Raw genomic sequence first — 15,566 nt, forward strand, 5'->3', positions numbered from 1 at the left:
CCTCACACACAACGAATGTTATATATTTCATTGATCAAAATATATAACATTCGTTTTCATTTGTCAAGCACTTATTGAAAAAAAAATAAAGCCACCGTATCCGGTGGGAAACACTCCGGCACAGCGGCTTCTGTCTCATCTATTTTCAACCTTAAAATATTTAGGGAATGCCGCGCGGATGGCTGCGATATTCTCCGTATAGCGGTTCATGTGCTGGTCCGCTATCATGCGAGCATGTGCTTCATCACGCGCTTCCACGGCTCGTATCAGATTTTCGTGATCCTGTAGGATCATCTGCGCCGGCCGGCAGCGGAAGCTGAGGATAGTAGTCCTGTCAAAATGCGGCGCAATGCTTTCTACCAGTTCATACCAGTGTCTCCGTCCACACAGATGGTAGAGCATACTGTGAAACTGCTTGTCCAGCAGGAATATCTTATCCTCCTGCTTCCGCTTGATATAAAGCTGCCACAGTGCGATATTTTCCCACAGCCGGTCAATATCCTGTGCGGAAAGCAGACGGCATGCCATCCCTGCAATCTCTGCCTCAAGTACACTGCGCAGGTGCCGCACTTCCTCAACCAACTCCGCGTCGATATAAGCGACATAGGTACCGATTTTCGGGCGGATATCGATCAGCTTACGCTGTGCCAGCTCCAGCTCCGCTTCGCGGAACGGCGTGCGGCTGACGCCCAGCTTTTCGCACAGCTCCTGCTCGATCAGTTTCTCCCCCGGCTCCAGTCCTGTGTTGACGATATTGTCCACCAATACGCGAACGACATATTCCTTTGCCGACTCGCGCTCCTTCCTCTCTGGTATCGTTATCACCTTGTCTTGCTCCCCCTCCAGATCAATGATATTCTGCTTTTTATTATACGACAGTTCATCAGCCCGCGTCAATTTGCCATCCAGTCAGCTTTGTCTGTTCGGCAACAATTTCATGCTTCCCGCATCCCGCCGGCATGGTTTTTAGTAAAGAAATTTTTTCCAGTTTCTTTTTCGCTGATTTAACGCTTGCAACCTTTCCCCGCATTGGATATAATGAAAGCAACTTATTTTACTAAAAACAGGGGATCGAGATGTCAACGCTTAAAGAATTAGCTGAATACACCGGTTTTTCCATCACAACCATCTCCCGTGTGCTCAATAACGACCCGACCATGAGCGTCAGCGACGCCACCCGCGCCAAGATCCTGGAGGCCGCGGGCAAGCTGCATTACCGCTCCTCCACCCGCCCGCGCCGGATCCGGACGGGCGCGCCCTCCTCGCTGCGCATCGCCATCGCGGAGATGCTCTCTCCGGCGGAGCAGTTGGTGGATCCTTATTACCTCTATCTCAAAAACTACGCAGAGCAGCGCTGCTGCGACTGCGGCTATTCGGTCATCCACCTGTCCGAGCAGGCCGGTGCCTATCGCGCGCCCGTCCCCACCTCGTTTGACGGCCTGTTGGCCATCGGCATTTTTTCCGAGGCGCAGATACAAAACCTGTCCGCCCTGTCGTCCAACCTTGTGTTCCTGGATTCCGCGCCGGATGAGCTGAAGTTCCCCTCGGTCGTGCTGAATTTCCAGTTAGGGGTGGAGCAGGCGCTCGATTACCTGCTCGCACGTGGCCACCGGTATATCGGCTTCCTGGGTCCGGACCGCAAGCTCGATCAGAAGAAACGTCCCGCGCCCGAGGTGCGCCGCCAGTTTTTCATCGATTATATGACGCGCAAGGGTCTGTTCGACCCCGCATTCCTGTTTGAAGCGAAAATGACTTCCTCGGACGCCCGCGCCGCGTTGTCCGCCCGCATTCAGTCCGGCGGCGCTTTGCCGACCGCCCTGCTGGCCGCCAACGAGGAAGCCGCAATCGGCGCGTGCGCCGCGCTGCGGGAAAACGACCTGCACGTTCCGCGCGATATGTCCATCATCAGCTTTAACGACACCCCGCTCTCCACCCTCACCGACCCGCCGCTCACCAGCGTCAGCACCCATGTCGCCGCCATGAGCGCCACGGCGGTCGACCTGCTTGCACGCAGCCGCCGCGATGCGGACGCACTGCCTGTAAAAATCGTTGTCCCCCCCTCGCTGATCGAGCGGGAAAGCGTATACGCCCCCATTCGCTGATCCCAGGCGGCCGGTCTACCAGACCGGCCGCTTTTTTACCCAAAACGTCCCCTGGATTTTTGTTCATATTTTTAGTAAAACAATACTTGAAGTTTTACTAAAAATTGAGTATGCTTAAATCACCAGGATATCATCCTGAAATTGCGATCAAAAAGGAGATGAGCCGTATGGAAGAGCAATCGATCCTTCTTCAGGCGATCGACAGCGGCGCGCTCGACGCCCGTCTGTCCGATGTCTGCGGCTGCGGCGCCGAGGGACTTGCACACAAACGCGCCCGCCTGTCCGGCCTGTTGCACAATTACGGCGCTGCTTTCGGCAAAGAGGGACGGGTCGGTCTGTTTTCCGGCCCGGGCCGCACCGAGCTGGGCGGCAACCACACCGACCACCAGCACGGCTGCGTGCTGGCCGCTGCAATCGATCTGGACGCGCTCGCCTGCGCCGGCCCCAACGGCAGCATGACCGCGCGCATCCGCTCGACGGGCTATCCCGACATTGACATTGACCTGACCATGCTCGCGCCACAGCCTGCGGAAGCGGGTACCTCGGCCGCGCTGGTACGCGGAATCGCCAGCCGCTTCATTTTCCTCGGGTATCCGGTGCGCGGCTTCAACGCCTGCATCGATTCCGTTGTTCTCGGCGGCTCGGGCCTGTCCTCCTCGGCGGCGTATGAAGTGCTGATCGGCGTGATCCTCAACCATCTGTTCTGCGGGGACGCGGTCAGCCTGGTCCAGATCGCGCAAATCGGCCAGTATGCGGAAAACACGTTTTTCGGCAAGCCCTGCGGCCTGATGGACCAGCTCGCCAGCGCGGTCGGCGGCATTGTGTCCATCGATTTCCAGAACCCCGCGTCGCCTGCGGTCCGCAAGCTGGATTACGACCTGCTCTCTTCCGGCCATGCACTCTGCATCATTGATTCCGGCGCGGACCACGCGGACCTGACCGACGAATACGCCGCAATCCCCGCGGAGATGGGCGCGGCCGCCGCATGCTTCGGCAAGTCCGTGCTGCGCGACGTGGACTACCATGAATTCTGGAACAACCTCGCCCTTGTCCGCCGACAGGCCGGTGACCGCGCTGCGCTGCGCGCCATGCACTTCTTTATGGATAACCTGACCGCCGTCAAGCAGGCGCAGGCGCTCGAAAGCGACGATTTCTTCCGCTTCCTCTCCCTTGTGAACCAATCCGGCATCTCCTCCGGCCTGCTGCTGCAGAACCTCTACTGCACGGCCCGTCCGCAGGAGCAGGCAGTATGCGTCACCATCGCGCTCGCCAAGCAGCTTCTCGCTGGGGAGGGCGCGGCCCGCGTCCACGGGGGCGGCTTTGCCGGTACCGTGCAGGCCTTTGTGCCGAATGGCAGGAAGGAGCAGTTCCGCGCCGGCATGGAGGCTGTGCTGGGGAAGGGCTGCTGCCACTTCCTGCACATCCGTCCGGAGGGCGGCGCCGTGATTGCGTAACGGCGTCCGGAGCGTTCCCCATATCTAACTTACTGGGAGGGTATTTTATGTCTATTCTTGTTCTGGGCGGCGCGGGCTATATCGGCTCGCACACCGCGCGCGCGCTGGTTGAGGCCGGACGCGAAGTGGTTGTCGCGGATAACCTGGAAACCGGCTTCCGCGCCGCGGTTCCCGCGGGCGCGCGCTTTTACGAGGGCGATATCCACGACCGCGCCTTTGTCGACCGCCTGTTTGAAAACGAGCGGATCGAGGGCGTGATCCACTTCGCCGCCAATTCCCAGGTCGGCGAAAGCATGGCAAAGCCGCTCAAGTATTACGACAACAACCTGTGCGGCACCAAAACGCTGCTCGAAAGCATGGTCGCCCACGGCGTGCTCACTATCGTCTTTTCTTCCACCGCCGCGACCTACGGTGAACCCGAACGCGTTCCGATCCTGGAAAACGACCGCACCGAGCCGACCAACTGCTACGGCGAGACCAAGCTCTCGATGGAAAAAATGATGAAATGGGTTTCGGCCGCGCATGGCCTGCGCTTTGTCGCGCTGCGCTATTTCAACGCCTGCGGCGCGCAGCCGGACGCTTCGATCGGCGAAGCGCACAATCCGGAAACCCATCTCCTTCCGCTCATCCTGCAGGTGCCGAACGGCCAGCGCGAGGCCATCTCGATCTTCGGCGACGATTACCCCACGCCGGACGGAACCTGCATCCGCGACTATATCCACGTCTGTGATCTCGCACAGGCGCACATCCTTGCGCTCGACTATCTGCTTGCGGGACGGGAAAACAACGTGTTCAATCTGGGCAACGGCGTCGGCTTTTCGGTCAGGGAGGTCATCGAGGAGGCTCGCCGTGTGACCGGCCACCCAATCCCCGCGCGGGTGGAGGCTCGCCGCGCGGGCGACCCCGCCCAGTTGATCGCCTCGAGCGAAAAAGCCAAGGCCGTGCTCGGCTGGAAGCCGCAGTACAACGACCTGCATACCATCATCCAGACCGCGTGGGATTGGCACAAGGCCCACCCGCATGGCTACGGAGCGTAAGGAGGCGCGGCTATGATCGATAACGCAGTGGCGCAGCTCGTCCGCTATGCCGAGCAAACCGGCCTGATAGCGCCTGAGGACCATGTCTGGGCGGTTAACAGCCTGCTGGAAATGCTGCGGCTGGACAGCTATACGGAACCCGCCCTCTCCGACACGCCCATCGACCTGCCCGCCGTGCTGGACGCGCTGCTGGACGACGCGCACGCACGCGGCGTGCTGGAAAACAACTCCATCGTCTACCGCGACCTGTTCGACACCGCGCTGATGGGCCGCCTGACCCCGCCGCCGCGCGAGGTCGCCGCGCGCTTCCGCGCGCTGTATGACGAAAGCCCGTCCCGCGCGACCGACTGGTATTACCAGTTCAGCCAAGACACCAATTATATCCGGCGCGACCGCATCGCAAAGGATATGCAATGGAAAGCGCCCACCGAATATGGCGAGCTGGATATCACGATCAACCTGTCCAAGCCGGAGAAAGACCCCAAGGCCATCGCCGCCGCGCGCGACCTGCCCGCCTCGGCCTATCCCAAATGTCAGCTATGTGCGGAAAACGAGGGCTATGCGGGCCGCGTCAATCACCCCGCGCGGCAGAACCACCGGATCATCCCTATCACGATCGACGGCCAGCCGTGGTTCCTGCAGTATTCCCCCTATGTGTATTATAACGAGCACTGCATCTGCCTGAACGCGGCGCATACGCCCATGAAGATCGACCACGCCTGCTTCCGCAAGCTACTCGACTTTGTCGGCCAGTTCCCGCACTATTTTGTCGGCTCGAACGCCGACCTGCCCATCGTGGGCGGGTCGATCCTCGCGCACGACCACTTTCAGGGCGGGCGCTATGAATTCGCCATGGCCAAGGCGCCGGTCGAGACCGCGCTGGCTTTCCCGGCTTTGCCGATATCCGCGCTGGTATCGTCAAGTGGCCGATGTCGGTCATCCGTCTGACGGGTGGCGACCCCGCGCGCCTTGCCGCGCTGGCCGACCGTATTCTGGCCGCGTGGCGCGGCTACACGGACAAGGACACGATGATCCTTGCCGAGACCGAGGGCGTGCCACACAACACGATCACCCCGATCGCGCGGCGGCGCGGCGCGGATTATGAGCTGGACCTGGTACTGCGCAACAACCTGACCACCGCGGAGCATCCGCTCGGCCTGTACCACCCTCACGCCGAGCTGCACCACATCAAAAAGGAAAATATCGGCCTGATCGAAGTGATGGGCCTCGCCGTGCTGCCCGCGCGGCTCAAAACCGAGCTGACGGCGCTGGGCGAAGCGCTCGCGGCGAGCCGTGACCTGCGCGCCGACCCGCTGACCGCGTCCCACGCGGACTGGGCGGAGGGCTTCGCCCCGCGCTATACCATCACCGCGGACAACGCCATGCAGATTATCCAAAAGGAAGTCGGCCTCGTGTTTGCAACCGTGCTGGAGCACGCGGGCGTGTACAAGCGCACCGCCGAGGGACGGGCCGCGTTCCTGCGGTTCGCGGAAAGTGTGAAGTGACATGGATATCCGCTGCACCCCATTCGGAACCACCCATGACGGGCGGCCGGTCGAGCGCTATACGCTGACGGACGGCGCGTTCTCGGCCGCTGTCCTGACGCTCGGCGGCGTCCTGCAGTCGCTCATCGTGCCTGACCGGAACGGCGTCCCGACCGACGTAGTCCTTGGCTTCGACACGGCCGCGGACTACCAGGCGCAGGACTGCTACATCGGCGCGCTGCTCGGCCGCTGCGCCAACCGCATCGCGGAGGGGCGCGTCACCCTTGGCGGCAGGCAGTACCAGCTCGCCTGCAACGACAGCGGCATCAACCATCTGCACGGCGGCACGGCCGGCTTCGACCGGCGCATCTGGCGCGCCTCCGTCCTGTCGGACGGCCTGCTGCTGCGCTATGACAGCCCCGCCGGAGAGGAAAACTATCCCGGCCGGCTGCGCGCAAGCGTCGCGTATCGTCTGTCCGGCGGCACGCTGTCTATCGCATATACGGCGGAAAGCGACGCGGATACCCTCTGCAATTTGTCGAACCACAGCTATTTCAACCTGGGCGGGCATGCCTCCGGCGAAGTGGGCGCACAGACCGTTTGCGTCCACGCGGAGCGCTTCACCCCGCTCGGCGGGACCAGCGCGCCCACGGGCGAGATCGCACCGGTCGCCGGCACGGCGCTCGACCTGCGTCAGCCCGCCCCGCTCGGCGCGGGCTGGGACAGCGCCTGCCCGCAGATCGCGCGCGCGGGCGGCTACGACCACAATTATATCATCGATGGCACGGGACTGCGGCCGTTTGCCGAGGCATACTGCCCCGCGACCGGCATCGCGCTCTCCGTGCGTTCCGATATGCCCGGCATGCAGCTTTATTCGGGCAATTACCTGCGCGCGGACCTACCCGTTGGGAAAGGCGGCGTGCGGTACGGCCGGCGTCATGGCTTCTGCCTGGAAACCCAGTTCTGGCCGAACGCGCCCGCCCTGCCGCATTTCCCGCAGCCCGTCCTCCGCGCGGGCGGGGAATACCGGCGCCTCACGCAATTCTGCTTTTCTTCCCATTGTTAACGCCCTCTGCGGAAAACCGCCGGAAACAGGCTAACGCTTGCTTTCGGCGGTTTTCTATAGACAAGCGGCCGCAAACCCGCTAAACTAAAAGCAACCCGATTTACAAAAAAAGGAGGCCCTGCCATGTATACTGTGATCGTCGCGGACGACGAGCCCGAGCTGCGCCGCTCGCTGGTCGAGCGCACCCCCTGGGCCGAATGCGGCTTTACCGTGGTCGGCGAAGCGGAAAACGGCATGGAGGCGCTTGAGCTGGTCGAAAAGCTCGAGCCCGACCTGCTGCTGACCGATATCCGCATGCCGTTCCTGTCCGGCATCGCGCTGGCGCGCGCGGTGCGCGAGATCCGGCCCGCCATGCACATCGCCTTTCTCAGCGGGTATGACGATTTCACCTACGCGCAGCAGGCCATCCAGTATAATATCATCAGCTACATGCTCAAGCCGATCACGCTCGAGGAGCTGAAAAAAGAGCTTTGCGTCATTAGAGAAAAAGATTTCCCTGCGCTATCAGGAGATTGCGCAGGGCCGCGCCGGACAGCCGCGGCCGGCCGATTTTCTGATGCCGCTGTTTTTCGGCGCCAACCCGCCGCTGGCAGACGCCGCGCTCGAGCAATACCTGCACGGGCAGGCTGTGGAGTGCGGCCTGCTCACCGCACAGGATATCCCGCCCGGCTACGTTGTGCTTGTCACAGCGATCGCCGGACGGGACGGCACGCCGCTCACCTCGCGCGCGCATGTTCATGCGGTCGAGCTGGTGCTGCAAAAATACCTTCACAGCGCCTCCTGCTTTATTGGCGGCCGCATCGTCTCGCTTGTGATGGCAAGCGAATTCGATTTGAATAAATACCTGCATATCGCGGTCAGCGAAATCGTGCAGTCGATCGAACGCGTGATGCAGGCGCGCTGCACGGTCGGCGTCAGCCGCACGGTCGGTGCGCTGTCAGACTGCCATACGGCTTACCGCGAGGCGATCGGCGTGCTTGCCTATCCCGCTGGGCTGGGGGACGGCAGCTCCCGTTTTGTCGATGACCTGGAGGCGCGCGGCTCCATCCGCTCGGATTTTACGGACGCGGCGGCTAGGCTGGAAAGCGTTGTCAAAAGCGGCAGCCGCGCGCAGCTCACCGCGTATCTGGACAATCTGTTCGACAGCCTGCTTTCCGCCCGCCGCTCCGCGCTGGAAACCGACCTGATGATGATCCAGCTCCTTAGTGCGCTTTGCCGGGCCGCGGGCGCGATCGTGGACCCGTCCACGGTGGACGAACTTTGGCGCGCTTCCCCGCTCGCCGGCCTCTCGCTCTCCTACCGCTCCTTTGACGAGCTGCGCGCGAAAATGACCGACTTCTGCCTACAGGTCAACGACGCGATCTCCCAGCAGTGTCGGGAAAGCGGCAAGCTGCTGTGCGACCAGGCGCTGGGCATGATCCGCGCCCAGTATGGGGACGAAACGCTTTCCCTCGCCTCGATCAGCGAGGCGCTGCATATCAGCCCGAACTACCTGTCCGCGCTGATCCGCAAAAACACCGGCGAAACCTTTGTCAACCTGCTCACCGCCCAGCGTCTGGACGCGGCGAAGGAGCTTCTGCAATGCACCTCGCTCAAGGTCATGGAAATCGCCGCGCGCTGCGGCTATGCGGACCAGCACTATTTCAGCTATTGCTTCAAAAAGCGGTTCGACATCTCGCCGCTCGCCCTGCGGCGGCAGAACGCGGAGGATGGCGCATGAAACAGCAGCCGCTTTCCCTGTCCAGCCTGATGGTGCTGCTGGTCAGCGGCGTGGCCGCCATCACCGTGCTGATTTCTACCTTGGTGTATACGACGCTGTACGCGAACGCGCTCCGCTCCAACGCAGCCGCAAGCTCGGAGCAGTCGGTCGCACAGGCGGCGGGTGCGATATCCGATTACACCTCGGATGCCAGCACCTTGATCCGCCGCATCACCGGCGAGCTGCAAAGCGAGGCGGACGACCTGACGCTTGCGGAAACCTTCAGCACCATGGTGCAGATGCGCGACGACCTGACCAGCATCGGCGTTTACACCAGCTCCGGCCGGCTGCTTTCCTGCTGGACCTCGGGCCGCACGCGCAAGCCGCAGGCCGGCTCGCTCGACCTTACCGGCGTCGAGCCCGACCCCTCCGGCCTGTACTATACCCCTCCGCATGTACAGAACCTGTATGCGGATTATTATCCCTGGGTGGTCACCATCGCCCGTCCCGCCGCGCTCGACCGCTACGGCGGGGAGGTTTTTGTGTCCATGGACCTGCAGTTTTCCTCCATCGCCGCTTATATGGACGCGGTCGGCATCGGCCAGCACGGCTACAGTTTTATCATCGACAGCGACGGCCGCCTGGTCTACCATCCGCAGCAGCAGCTCATCTATTCCGGCCTCAAAACCGAGGATACCGCGCCGCTCGCGGCGCTGGGCGACGGGGTGCATGCGGATCAGGATCTCATTCGGGTCATCAAATCCCTGCCGCAGGGCGGCTGGCGCATTGTGGGCGTCAGCTATCTGGACGAGTTGGTCCGCCAGCCGCAGCAGACCGCGCTGCAAATGCTCCTGTTCGCCGTTCCCATCGCCCTGTTCATCCTGCTCGGCGTGGCGCTTCTGATCGCGCGGCTGGTTTCGCGCCCCATCCTGCGCCTGGTAGGGGAGATGCGCGATTTTGAAACCGCCGCGCCCGACTTTGTCTATACGCCGGTCAGCGGCACACGGGAGATCTGCGTGCTGTCCGATTCCTTTGAGCATATGGTCGGCCGCATCCAGAAGCTCGTGGACGAGGTGAAGAGCGAGGAGGAAACGTTGCGCAAAACCGAGCTCAAAGCCCTGCAGGCGCAGATCAACCCGCACTTCCTGTATAACACGCTGGACTCTATCCAGTGGATGTGCGAGCTTGGCCGCACACAGGACGCAGTCAAAATGGTCAGCGCGCTCGCCCGCCTGTTCCGCATCAGCACCTCCCGCGGCGAGGACCTGATCCCCATCCGCAAGGAACTGGAGCATGCGGAATGCTATCTGATTATCCAGAAATTCCGCTATAAGGACCAGTTCTCCTACCGCTTCGACGTGGACGAGTCGCTTCTTGACTGCCTGTGCAGCAAGATTACGCTACAGCCCATCTTGGAAAACGCGATCCTGCACGGCTTCGGCGAATTTGTCGAGGATGGGGAGATCACCGTTTCCGTCCGGCCGGGCGGGACGGATATCCTGATGACCGTAACCGACAACGGCGTGGGCATGGAGCAGAGCCAGTGCAGGGCGATCCTGTCACATGACCGCAGCGGCCCGGGCGGCATCGGCATCAAAAACGTCAGCGACCGCATCCGCATCTACTTCGGCGCGCCCTACGGCCTGTCCATCCAGAGCGAGCCCGATCAGGGAACGCGCGTCATCATCCGCCTGCCGCAGTCTGGGGGGAATGCGCATGAAAATCCGTAATTTGATCGGCGCTGCCGGCGCGCTGCTGTTCCTGCTGGCCGGCTGTTCCATCCCGTCCGGCAGCGTGCAGACGCAGAAGCCCTATGTCGCCGTAATCACCAAATCCACCAGCTCGGCCTTTTGGAAATCCGTCCAGTCCGGCGTGAAGGCCGCCGCCAGCGAATATAATCTGGACTACACGTTTGAGGGGCCAGCGAACGAGGAAGCTTGGGAGGATCAGAATGTGCTGATCCAAAATGCGATCGATAACGGCGCACAGGCCATCGTGATCTCCGCGATCGACTACACGGCGCCCGCCGAGCTGATCGACCAGGCGGCCGACCAGGGCGTCCATATCATTATCATCGATTCGGATATCCAGACCGACCGCGCCGCTATCCGCATCGGGACGGACAATTACAGGGCGGGCGAGGCGGCGGCGGCGCGCGCTGTTCGACGGCGGCGGGGACGAGCTGTATATCGGCATTGTCGGCTTCGATATCCACAGTGAAAACGGCCAGAAGCGGGAGCAGGGCTTTGAGGCCGCTGCCGCGCGGGAAAGCCGTGCGCATATTGTGGAAAAGATCAACTGCTCCTCGCAGAGCGAAACTGTGCAGGCAGAAACACGCAGCCTGCTGCTCCGCCATCCGGAGATCAACGCGATCGTGACCTTCAACGAGCTAACCACCCTCGGCGTCGGACACGCCATCGAGGAGCTTGGCCTGCAGGACACGGTGCGCGTCGTAGGGTTTGACAATAATGTGGTTTCGGTCGGCATGCTCGAAACCGGCGAGATCGACGTGTTGATCGTCCAAAACCCGTTTGCCATGGGATATTTGGGCCTGGAAGCCGCTTTCCGGCTGATTAACGGCCAGCAGCCGGACGCCGATCACATCGATACTGAGGTGCGCGCCATCGGCCGCGAGGATATGTATACCGAACAAAATCAGAAATTCCTATTTAGCTTCACACAAAATCAATGATTTGAATTGTATATTTTAACCAACGGATGTCGATTTTTTCGACATCCGTTTTCTTTTTTTAGTAAAAATTCAAACTTTATCAGTAAAGAATTCTATTTTATTTGCGCTGTTTTACTACTATAATGAAAGCACAACGAAAGGCAATCTGCCGAAGAGAAGAAAAGAGAGTCCTGAAGGAGGTAACCTACCATGAACATGAAGAGATTCTGGGCGGCCGGTCTGGCGGCAACGATGGCACTGTCCCTTACCGCGTGCGGCAGCGGCGACAACAACGCTTCCGACAACGGCGGCGGCGGGGACGCGGCTTCCAACGACCTGAACGTAGGCGTTCTGTATTATAACTACGCGGACACCTATATCGCTTCCGTCCGCGCCGCTCTGTCCGAAAAGCTGGATGCCGCGGGCATCGAGCACAACGACCAGGACGGCAACAACAACCAGACCACACAGACCGAGCAGGTGCAGACCGTTCTCACCGCCGGCGCGGAAATGCTGGTCGTCAACCTGGTCAACACGTCCTCGGATGACGCCGCGAACGGCATTATTGATAAGGGCAAGGAAAGCAACCTGCCTGTCCTGTTCTTCAACCGCGAGGTTTCCGACGCTGTAATCAGCGGTTATGACAAGGCCGCGTTTGTCGGCACGGACGCACCCGAAGCCGGCCACCTGCAGGGCCAGATGATCGGCGAATACCTGCTGGAAAACTATGACGCATATGACCTCAACGGTGACGGCAAGATCTCCTATATCCTGTTCAAGGGCGAGCAGGGCAACGCCGAGGCGGAATACCGCACCCAGTACGCGGTGGAAGACGCCAACGCCCTTCTGACCGAGGCCGGCAAGCCGGAGCTTGAGTTCTACGATCCGAACAACTCCGACAAGTACCTGGTCGACCGCAACGGCTCCTGGTCCGCCGCAGCCGCGCAGGAATACATGACCACCGCCCTTTCCACCAACAATGACAGCAACAACAACATGATCGAGCTTGTTATCTGCAACAATGACTCCATGGCGGAGGGCGCGATCACCGCGCTCAACACCATCGGCTACAATCAGGACGGCGGAGATAAGACCATCCCCGTGTTCGGCGTTGACGCGACCGACGCGGCAAAGTCTCTGATCTCCAAGGGCCAGATGGCCGGCTCCATCAAGCAGGATGCCGACGGTATGGCGCAGTGCATCACCGATATCATCTCCAACGTCGCAGCCGGCAAGGACATGATGGACGGTATTGCCGACAAGTACACGGTTGACGACAGCGTTAACAAGATCCGCATCCCCTATCAGATCTACCTCGGCGAATAAGCCTTTCCGCTAACGCTGCACTTCATGCAACCAACGGCCGCTACCGCGCACAAGCGGCGGCGGCCGTCTTTTCATCCAAAACAAAGGGGAGGAGCAATCCATATGGCAAACGACGTCCTGCTGCAAATGACTGATATCTGTAAGCAGTTTCCCGGCGTCAAGGCGCTGGACGGCGTATCACTGACCGTGCGGCGCGGCACGGTCCACGCGCTGATGGGCGAAAACGGCGCCGGAAAATCAACGCTCATGAAATGCCTGTTCGGCATTTATGAAAAAAACAGCGGCACCATTGAACTGGAGGGCAAGGAGGTCAACTTCAAAACCTCTAAGGAAGCGCTGGAAAACGGCGTCGCAATGGTGCATCAGGAGCTGAACCAGGCTCTCAAACGGACGGTTATGGAAAACCTGTGGCTCGGCCGGTATCCGTTAAAATTCGCAAACTGCATCGACGAAAAGAAAATGTACAAGGACTCGCTGGCGCTGTTTGAAAAGCTCGGCGTACACGTCAACCCCCGCACGGTGATGAGCACCATGCCAGTTTCCCAGCGCCAGATGGTCGAGATCGCCAAGGCGGTCTCCTACGACGCAAAGGTCATCGTTTTTGACGAACCGACGTCTTCTTTGACAGAAACCGAGGTCGAGCACCTGTTCCGCATCATCAACATGCTGCGCGACCAGGGCTGCGGCATCATCTATATTTCGCACAAGATGGAGGAGATCCTCCGCATCTCGGACGACGTTACCATCATGCGCGACGGCCAGTGGATCGCCACCGAGCCGGCCAGCCAGCTGACGATGGAAAAGATCATCAAGCTCATGGTCGGCCGCGAGCTGACCAACCGCTTCCCGCCCAAGACCAATACCCCCGGCGAGGTCGCGCTCGAGGTCGAGGGCCTTACCGCGATGTATTCTCACGTCTGCGACGTCTCCTTCCGCCTGCGCAAGGGCGAGATCCTCGGCATTGCCGGCCTGGACGGGTCCGGCCGTACCGAGGTTCTGGAAAACATCTTCGGCATCGCCACCCGTAAATCCGGCACCCTCCGCTTGGACGGGCGAGAGGTACATAACCGCCGCGCGACCGAAAGCATCAAAAACGGCTTCGCGCTGCTGACCGAGGAACGCCGTGCGACCGGTATTTTCGGCATCCTGAACATCCGTGAAAACACCGTCATTTCCAGCCTGAAGAAATATTTGAAGGGCGGCCTTCTCAGCGAAAAGGAAATGAAAAAGGATACCGACTGGGCCATCCAGGCCATGCGTATCAAGACCCCGACGCAGGAAACCAAAATCCGCTCACTCTCCGGCGGCAACCAGCAAAAGGTCATCCTCGGCCGCTGGCTGCTGACCGATCCGGAGGTCCTGTTGCTGGACGAACCTACCCGCGGCATCGACGTCGGCGCAAAATACGAGATCTACCAGCTGATCATCGACTTGGCCTGCCGCGGCAAGGCGGTCATCATGGTGTCCTCGGAAATGCCCGAGCTGCTCGGCGTGTGCGACCGCATCCTGGTCATGTCGGGAGGCCGGCTGGCCGGCGAGGTGGACGCTGCCAACACCTCGCAGGAAGAGATCATGACACTGGCCGCCAAGTATGCTTAAGGGGAGGAAAAGAGCATGAACATCCGTTTTATCGATAATATGAAGCGCAAGTACGCCGATTACAAGGCGATGAGCGCTTCCGAAAAGCGCAATTACTGGAAAGAATGGCTGATCAGCTATTCCCTGTACATCTTTCTGATTATTGCGATCATCGGCATCGCCATCTATAAGCCGTCCTTTATCGCGCCGCGCTCCCTGATCAATATGCTTTCGCTGACCGCGGCCAACCTGCCGATCGCGCTCGGCATTGCGGGTACGATCGTATTGACCGGCACCGACCTGTCCGCCGGCCGCGTCGTCGGCCTGACGGCCTGTATGTCCGCCGCGCTGCTGCAGGCGGCGGATTATCCGAGCAAGATGTTCCCCGGCATCCCGCAGTTCCATCCCGCAATCATGATCGCGGGTACGCTGGTCATCGTAATGATTGTCGGCGCCGTGATCGGCCTGGTCAACGGCTTCTCGGTCGCGAAGTTCGGCCTGCATCCGTTTATCGTCACCCTGGCGACCCAGTTAATCACCTACGGCGTCCTGCTCCTGTTCACCAATATGAACGGCAACAGCGGCGCGCCGATCTCCGGCCTGTCCGAGCCGTTCAAGCAGTTCGTCAACGGTTCGGTTGTCAAGATCGGCAAGGATCAGATCCCGATTCCGAACTTCGTCTGGTATGCGCTAGTCCTGACCGTTGTGATGTGGTTCATCTGGAACAAGACCTGCTTCGGCAAAAACATGTTCGCCTGCGGCTCCAATCCAGAAGCGGCCAACGTATCCGGCGTCAACGTGGCTAAAAACACCATGATGGTATTTATCCTCGCGGGCATCATGTACTCGATCACCGGCTTTATCGAAGCCGCGCGTATCGGCTCGAACAGCCCGTCCACCGGCCAGAACTATGAATTGGACGCAATCGCGGCCTGCGTTATCGGCGGCGTGTCCTTTGTCGGCGGCATCGGTTCGATCGGCGGTATCATCGTCGGCGTGCTGCTGCTCCGCATCATCTTTGTCGGCCTGACCGTGCTTTCGGTCAGCGCGAACTGGCAGTATATCATCAAGGGCCTGATTATCCTGATCGCCTGCGCGATCGACATGCGCAAGTACCTGGCTCGTAAATAAACCGCATAAACTAAAGAG

At 60.4% G+C, this 15,566-nt stretch carries 12 protein-coding genes and 2 pseudogenes; 13 read left to right on the top strand and 1 reads right to left on the bottom strand.

The annotated features are described in order from the left end of the window. Window positions 1-135: 135 nt before the first annotated feature. Window positions 136-897: a GntR family transcriptional regulator gene (locus tag RX717_RS14100; RefSeq protein ID WP_242977904.1), complete on the bottom strand. Its 762-nt coding sequence runs from the start codon at window positions 895-897 to the stop codon at window positions 136-138. A gap of 179 nt (window positions 898-1,076) precedes the next feature. Here RX717_RS14100 and RX717_RS14105 point away from each other — a divergent pair, with 179 nt between their 5' ends. The 13 genes and pseudogenes from RX717_RS14105 (at window position 1,077) to RX717_RS14165 (ending at window position 15,548) form a co-directional block, all read left to right on the top strand. After that, window positions 1,077-2,102 carry a LacI family DNA-binding transcriptional regulator gene (locus RX717_RS14105; RefSeq protein ID WP_054327828.1) on the top strand — a complete coding sequence of 342 codons (1,026 nt, stop codon included), beginning with the start codon at window positions 1,077-1,079 and terminating at the stop codon, window positions 2,100-2,102. A gap of 167 nt (window positions 2,103-2,269) precedes the next feature. Further along, complete coding sequence (locus RX717_RS14110; RefSeq protein ID WP_054327827.1) at window positions 2,270-3,556, top strand: galactokinase; 1,287 nt, start codon at window positions 2,270-2,272, stop codon at window positions 3,554-3,556. A gap of 47 nt (window positions 3,557-3,603) precedes the next feature. Beyond that, window positions 3,604-4,593 (top strand): UDP-glucose 4-epimerase GalE, encoded by a 990-nt coding sequence (gene galE, locus RX717_RS14115; protein ID WP_107631562.1) that lies wholly within the window; start codon window positions 3,604-3,606, stop codon window positions 4,591-4,593. 12 nt (window positions 4,594-4,605) lie between these two features. Beyond that, a pseudogene (gene galT / locus RX717_RS14120) lies at window positions 4,606-6,098 on the top strand (UDP-glucose--hexose-1-phosphate uridylyltransferase). Window position 6,099: 1 nt separating this feature from the next. Continuing rightward, window positions 6,100-7,143, top strand: coding sequence for an aldose epimerase family protein (locus tag RX717_RS14125; RefSeq protein ID WP_107631560.1), 1,044 nt, complete (start codon window positions 6,100-6,102; stop codon window positions 7,141-7,143). Window positions 7,144-7,266: 123 nt separating this feature from the next. Beyond that, window positions 7,267-7,551, top strand: a pseudogene (locus RX717_RS14130) (response regulator); the annotation flags it as partial. Between the two features lie 148 nt (window positions 7,552-7,699). Beyond that, window positions 7,700-8,863 carry a helix-turn-helix domain-containing protein gene (locus RX717_RS14135; protein WP_316960404.1) on the top strand — a complete coding sequence of 388 codons (1,164 nt, stop codon included), beginning with the start codon at window positions 7,700-7,702 and terminating at the stop codon, window positions 8,861-8,863. Further along, window positions 8,860-10,572: a sensor histidine kinase gene (locus tag RX717_RS14140; protein ID WP_107631558.1), complete on the top strand. Its 1,713-nt coding sequence runs from the start codon at window positions 8,860-8,862 to the stop codon at window positions 10,570-10,572. Before RX717_RS14135 ends, RX717_RS14140 begins: the two co-directional genes overlap by 4 nt. After that, window positions 10,559-11,062: a substrate-binding domain-containing protein gene (locus RX717_RS14145; protein ID WP_316960405.1), complete on the top strand. Its 504-nt coding sequence runs from the start codon at window positions 10,559-10,561 to the stop codon at window positions 11,060-11,062. Before RX717_RS14140 ends, RX717_RS14145 begins: the two co-directional genes overlap by 14 nt. Beyond that, window positions 11,052-11,534, top strand: coding sequence for a substrate-binding domain-containing protein (locus RX717_RS14150; RefSeq protein WP_316960673.1), 483 nt, complete (start codon window positions 11,052-11,054; stop codon window positions 11,532-11,534). The genes RX717_RS14145 and RX717_RS14150 overlap by 11 nt, the downstream gene beginning before the upstream one ends. 189 nt (window positions 11,535-11,723) lie before the next feature. Next, the gene (locus tag RX717_RS14155; RefSeq protein WP_307718892.1) at window positions 11,724-12,839 is read left to right on the top strand and encodes a galactose ABC transporter substrate-binding protein; all 1,116 of its coding nucleotides are present in this window, start codon (window positions 11,724-11,726) and stop codon (window positions 12,837-12,839) included. Window positions 12,840-12,941: 102 nt separating this feature from the next. Beyond that, window positions 12,942-14,438 (top strand): sugar ABC transporter ATP-binding protein, encoded by a 1,497-nt coding sequence (locus tag RX717_RS14160; protein ID WP_107631556.1) that lies wholly within the window; start codon window positions 12,942-12,944, stop codon window positions 14,436-14,438. A gap of 15 nt (window positions 14,439-14,453) precedes the next feature. Then, on the top strand, window positions 14,454-15,548 hold the full coding sequence (locus tag RX717_RS14165) for a galactose/methyl galactoside ABC transporter permease MglC (protein ID WP_054327820.1): 1,095 nt from the start codon (window positions 14,454-14,456) through the stop codon (window positions 15,546-15,548). Window positions 15,549-15,566: the final 18 nt, after the last annotated feature.

Origin of the sequence: Intestinibacillus sp. NTUH-41-i26, from assembly GCF_032769475.1 — a bacterium.
Taxonomy (GTDB): Bacteria; Bacillota; Clostridia; order Oscillospirales; family Butyricicoccaceae; genus Agathobaculum; species Agathobaculum ammoniilyticum.

Coding starts and splice junctions, on each gene's coding strand:
- RX717_RS14105 (WP_054327828.1), top strand. CDS start 1,077: ATGTCAACGCTTAAAGAATTAGCTGAATACACCGGTTTTTCCATCACA.
- RX717_RS14110 (WP_054327827.1), top strand. CDS start 2,270: ATGGAAGAGCAATCGATCCTTCTTCAGGCGATCGACAGCGGCGCGCTC.
- galE (WP_107631562.1), top strand. CDS start 3,604: ATGTCTATTCTTGTTCTGGGCGGCGCGGGCTATATCGGCTCGCACACC.
- RX717_RS14125 (WP_107631560.1), top strand. CDS start 6,100: ATGGATATCCGCTGCACCCCATTCGGAACCACCCATGACGGGCGGCCG.
- RX717_RS14135 (WP_316960404.1), top strand. CDS start 7,700: ATGCCGCTGTTTTTCGGCGCCAACCCGCCGCTGGCAGACGCCGCGCTC.
- RX717_RS14140 (WP_107631558.1), top strand. CDS start 8,860: ATGAAACAGCAGCCGCTTTCCCTGTCCAGCCTGATGGTGCTGCTGGTC.
- RX717_RS14145 (WP_316960405.1), top strand. CDS start 10,559: ATGAAAATCCGTAATTTGATCGGCGCTGCCGGCGCGCTGCTGTTCCTG.
- RX717_RS14155 (WP_307718892.1), top strand. CDS start 11,724: ATGAACATGAAGAGATTCTGGGCGGCCGGTCTGGCGGCAACGATGGCA.
- RX717_RS14160 (WP_107631556.1), top strand. CDS start 12,942: ATGGCAAACGACGTCCTGCTGCAAATGACTGATATCTGTAAGCAGTTT.
- RX717_RS14165 (WP_054327820.1), top strand. CDS start 14,454: ATGAACATCCGTTTTATCGATAATATGAAGCGCAAGTACGCCGATTAC.